The following is a 4,664-nucleotide window of genomic DNA, read 5'->3' as shown; positions in this document are numbered from 1 at the left end:
GTATTGATATTAAGGTTGTAGTCCACGGTAAAGCTATCGAATATTTCATTGCGGCAGCAGAAGATGAAGCTAAACAGATAACGCTGGATTCGCTTCGCTTAAGAGATGTGCAGTTCATTATCTGCGGCAACTCACTCGACGGCTACAAAGTGACACACAAAGATTTATATGAAGTAGAAGAGGAAGATGTCGTTCAGGCCGGACTGCCAACGATTATCGATCTTCAGCAAAAAGGCTACATTTACGTTCGCCCATGAAACTTCCTCGTTGGTTAGACTGGTTACCTTTTGGACATGTCCCGGAAATTAATCCGAACCAACTCCCCTGCGATCCTCTCGAAATTTCAGATCACTTCCAGCTGATTGATGTCCGTAGCCACACAGAATGGCGACAAAGCCATATTCAAGGCAGTATCAACCTCCCACTGCAGCGCTTTTCAGTGTCAGCTTCTGAACTCGACTCAGTGCATAAACCAATCATCTGCATTTGCCTGAGCGCGCACCGGAGCACCCCTGCCGTTAGAAAATTACGCCGGGCAGGCATTGAGGCGTATGAACTAAAAGGCGGTATGTTGAATTGGTGGCGCTTGAAACTCCCTACTGATAAAAACTGATCTACGCGACACTGTCCTCTTTTCCAACTGTGCCCTAGTTGTCATCGTACTCACCCTAAACAGATACAAAAAAGGCGACCCTAAGGCCGCCTTTTCGTATATCAATACTTTAAGGGATCAGTCTACCCAAACACGCGCATTGCGGAACATGCGCATCCAAGCGCCATCCTCATCCCAATGATCCGGAGCCCAGGAGTTCTGCAGGGCACGGAATACACGTTCAGGATGCGGCATCATAATGGTGACACGACCATCTTCAGTCGTAACACCGCTAATACCTTCTGGAGAACCATTCGGGTTTGCCGGATAAGTTGCCGCCACCTTGCCATAGTTATCCACATAGCGCAGCGCAACAGACCCACTGCCCTGCAGATTAGCCAGATGGGTTTCATCAGCAAATTCCGCACGACCTTCACCATGGGCAACAGCGATAGGCATACGAGAACCCTGCATTCCCTGAAGGAATATAGAGTTACTCTCCTGCACTTCAACCATCGCCACACGCGCTTCAAATTGCTCAGACACGTTACGCACGAAATGTGGCCACAGGTCAGTTCCCGGGATCAATTCGTGCAAGTTGGATAGCATCTGACAACCATTACAGATACCCAACGCAAAGGTATCTTCACGTGTAAAGAATGATTGAAACTGATCACGGGCACGCGTATTGAACAAGATGGATTTAGCCCAACCTTCACCTGCACCCAATACGTCACCGTAAGAGAAGCCACCGCATGCAACCAGACCTTTGAACTCATCCAGTGTACGACGACCTTCCAGGACATCACTCATATGAACGTCAACAGCATCGAAGCCTGCACGATCAAACGCTGCTGCCATCTCAATCTGACCGTTCACACCCTGCTCTCGCAGAATGGCCATCTGTGGACGAGAACCTGTCTGAATATAAGGCGCAGCCACATCCTCATTAATATCGAAGGTAAGTTCTGCATGCAGACCTGGATTGGCAACATCCAGCAAGGTATCAAATTCCTGCTCAGCACATTCAGAGTTATCACGCATCGCCTGAATACGATAAGAGGTCTCTGCCCACCAGCGCTGCAACTGCACACGACTCTCAGCGTAAATCTCTTCATCATCAAAGTGAATACAGATCTGATCATCTTCGTTGAGCGAGCCAATCACTTTCGCAATATCGCCCAGACCCGCAGCATTCAGTTCGGTCAACACCTCTTCGGTGTTATCACGCTTAACCTGAATAACCGCACCCAACTCTTCAGAGTAAAGCGCTGCCGCGAACTCGCTGCTATCGGCAGCCAGCATATCGAGGTTCAGATCGACACCTGCACGACCGGCAAATGCCATCTCAGCAACAGTTGCAAACAAGCCACCGTCCGCACGGTCATGATATGCCAGCAACAGATCCTGTGCATTCAGCTCCTGAATCGCCGCAAAGAACGCAGCCAGCTGTTCTGGATTTTCAACGTCAGCCACATCCTGACCGACCTGGTTGTAAACCTGCGCCAGCGCAGACAAACCCAAACGGTTTTGACCGTTACCCAGATCCAGCAGGATCAGATCAGTTTCACCCAGATCAGTACGTAGCTGTGGTGTCAGCGTTTTACGTGCATCGGTCACCGGCGCAAAACCCGTGATAACCAGAGACATCGGCGCGGTTACAGATTTGTCTTCGCCGTCATCATTCCAGACAGTGCGCATAGACATGGAATCTTTACCGACCGGAATCGTAATGCCCAGCTGAGGACACAGCTCCATACCCACCGCCTTAACGGTGTCGTAAAGTTTTTCATCTTCACCCGGATGACCTGCCGCACACATCCAGTTTGCAGACAACTTAATGTCTGCAATCTCAGCAATCTTCGCAGACGCCAGGTTAGTAATCGTCTCACCAATCGCCATACGACCAGACGCAGGAGAGTCAACCAGTGCCAATGGAGTACGCTCACCCATCGCCATCGCTTCACCGGCGTAGGTATCGTAGGAAGCGGTCGTCACCGCGCAGTTTGCCACAGGCACCTGCCAAGGTCCGACCATCTGATCACGTGCAACCGTACCCGTAATGGAACGGTCACCGATCGTAATCAGGAAGGATTTAGACGCAACCGCTGGCAACTTCATCACACGCTCAGCAGCGTCTTTCAGATCAATTGCAGTCGCATCAAATGCCGGTACGTCATATTCAATACGATCAACAGCACGGTGCATCTTCGGCGGCTTACCAAACAGCACGCTCATCGGCAGATCAACCGGCTTGTTCTCGAAGTGAGTATCACCCAAAGTCAGATGATGCTCTTCAGTGGCATCACCCACAATCGCATATGGGCAACGCTCGCGCTGACAGATCGCTTCAAAACGCGCCAGATCTTTTGGCTCAACCGCCATAACGTAACGCTCCTGCGCTTCGTTACACCAAATTGCCAATGGTGACATGCCCGGCTCATCGTTATTCACATTGCGCAGATTAAAGTTACCGCCGCGCTCACCGTCTTTTACCAGCTCAGGAAATGCATTGGACAAACCACCCGCACCTACGTCATGGATAAATGCGATTGGGTTTTCATCACCCTGCTGCCAGCACTGGTCGATCACTTCCTGACAACGGCGTTCCATTTCCGGGTTATCACGCTGCACCGATGCGAAATCCAGATCAGCGGAAGACGTACCTGAAGACATAGAGGATGCTGCGCCGCCACCCAGACCGATCTGCATCGCAGGACCGCCCAGACAGATCAGCTTCGCACCAACCGGGATTTCACCCTTTTCAACATGATCAGCACGAATGTTACCCAAACCACCGGCAATCATAATCGGCTTGTGATAGCCGCGCACTTCTTCACCAGCGGCACCGTTTACTTTCTGCTCAAACGTACGGAAGTAACCGGTCAACGCTGGACGACCAAATTCGTTGTTAAACGCAGCACCACCGATTGGACCTTCAATCATGATGTCCAGTGCGCTCACGATACGATCTGGTTTTCCGTAGTTAGATTCCCAAGGCTGCTCGAAACCGGGAATGTTCAAATCAGATACCGTAAAGCCTGTCAGACCTGCTTTAGGCTTGGAGCCTTTGCCTGTCGCACCTTCGTCACGAATCTCACCACCCGAACCCGTAGCCGCACCGGAATGAGGCGCAATCGCTGTTGGATGGTTGTGCGTTTCCACTTTCATCAGAATGTGGATATCTTCTTCGTTGTAACCGTACTGCTTCGATTCCGGATTAGGGAAGAAGCGACCCGCTTTAGAGCCTACGATAACAGATGCATTATCTTTATAAGCGGACAGTACGTTTTCACCACCGAGCTCGTTGGTGTTCTTGATCATAGCGAACAGGGATTTCTCCTGTGCTTCCCCATCGATATCCCAAGACGCATTAAAAATCTTGTGGCGACAATGCTCCGAGTTTGCCTGCGCAAACATCATCAACTCTACATCGGTTGGGTTTCGGCCCAGCTCATTAAAGCTATCAACCAGATAGTCGATCTCATCTTCAGCCAGCGCCAGACCTAAGGCAGTATTCGCCGTCACCAACGCATCACGACCGCCAGCAAGAATATCCACAGTGGTCAAAGGCGCGGGGGATTCTTCAATAAAAAGCGTTGCAGCTGCATCAACATCTGGCAGAACGGCTTCCACCATACGGTCGTGAAGTTCGGCGATAGTTGCATCCAATGCGGCTTGATCCAGATCGCCGGATGCCTGAATATAATATGCCACACCGCGTTCGAGACGCTTCACCTTGCTCAGGCCACAGTTATTCGCTATATCTGTTGCCTTAGAAGACCATGGTGAAATAGTGCCCGGACGGGGAACAACCAGAAACAACTGACCGACAGGTTCTTCAACGTCGGCTTTTGGTCCGTAACGTAGGATACGGTCCAATACCTGTTGTTCGTCTGCTGAGAGATCTTGCTCCAGATCTGCAAAGTGCATGAATTCACTGTACAGTGCAGTGATCGCAGGTACTTTGGACTGAAGAGCAGACAGCAGCTTTTCGTGACGGAAAGCAGAAAGAGCAGGTGCTCCACGCAATGCTAGCATGTTTTTTACAAGCCTCTTAAAAGGTTGTCGG

The 4,664-nt window shown here is 50.6% G+C and carries 3 protein-coding genes; 2 read left to right on the top strand and 1 reads right to left on the bottom strand.

Annotated features, from left to right (window positions below):
• Both ABYW01_RS14655 and ABYW01_RS14650 read left to right on the top strand, forming a co-directional pair.
• On the top strand, positions 1–257 hold a 257-nt coding region (locus ABYW01_RS14655), incomplete at its 5' end, for a DsrE family protein (RefSeq protein WP_372833991.1).
• Positions 254–613, top strand: coding sequence for a rhodanese-like domain-containing protein (locus tag ABYW01_RS14650; RefSeq protein WP_372833988.1), 360 nt, complete (start codon positions 254–256; stop codon positions 611–613). The genes ABYW01_RS14655 and ABYW01_RS14650, both read left to right, overlap by 4 nt.
• A gap of 117 nt (positions 614–730) precedes the next feature.
• Here ABYW01_RS14650 and purL read toward each other — a convergent pair whose 3' ends face one another.
• On the bottom strand, positions 731–4,633 hold the full coding sequence (gene purL, locus ABYW01_RS14645; RefSeq protein WP_372833985.1) for a phosphoribosylformylglycinamidine synthase: 3,903 nt from the start codon (positions 4,631–4,633) through the stop codon (positions 731–733).
• Positions 4,634–4,664: the final 31 nt, after the last annotated feature.

It is taken from the genome of Pontibacterium sp., from assembly GCF_041587635.1.
Classification (GTDB): Bacteria; Pseudomonadota; Gammaproteobacteria; order Pseudomonadales; family Balneatricaceae; genus Pontibacterium.
Note: the sequence above shows the minus strand (reverse complement) of the source record. Positions and strands in the feature narration are given on the sequence as shown.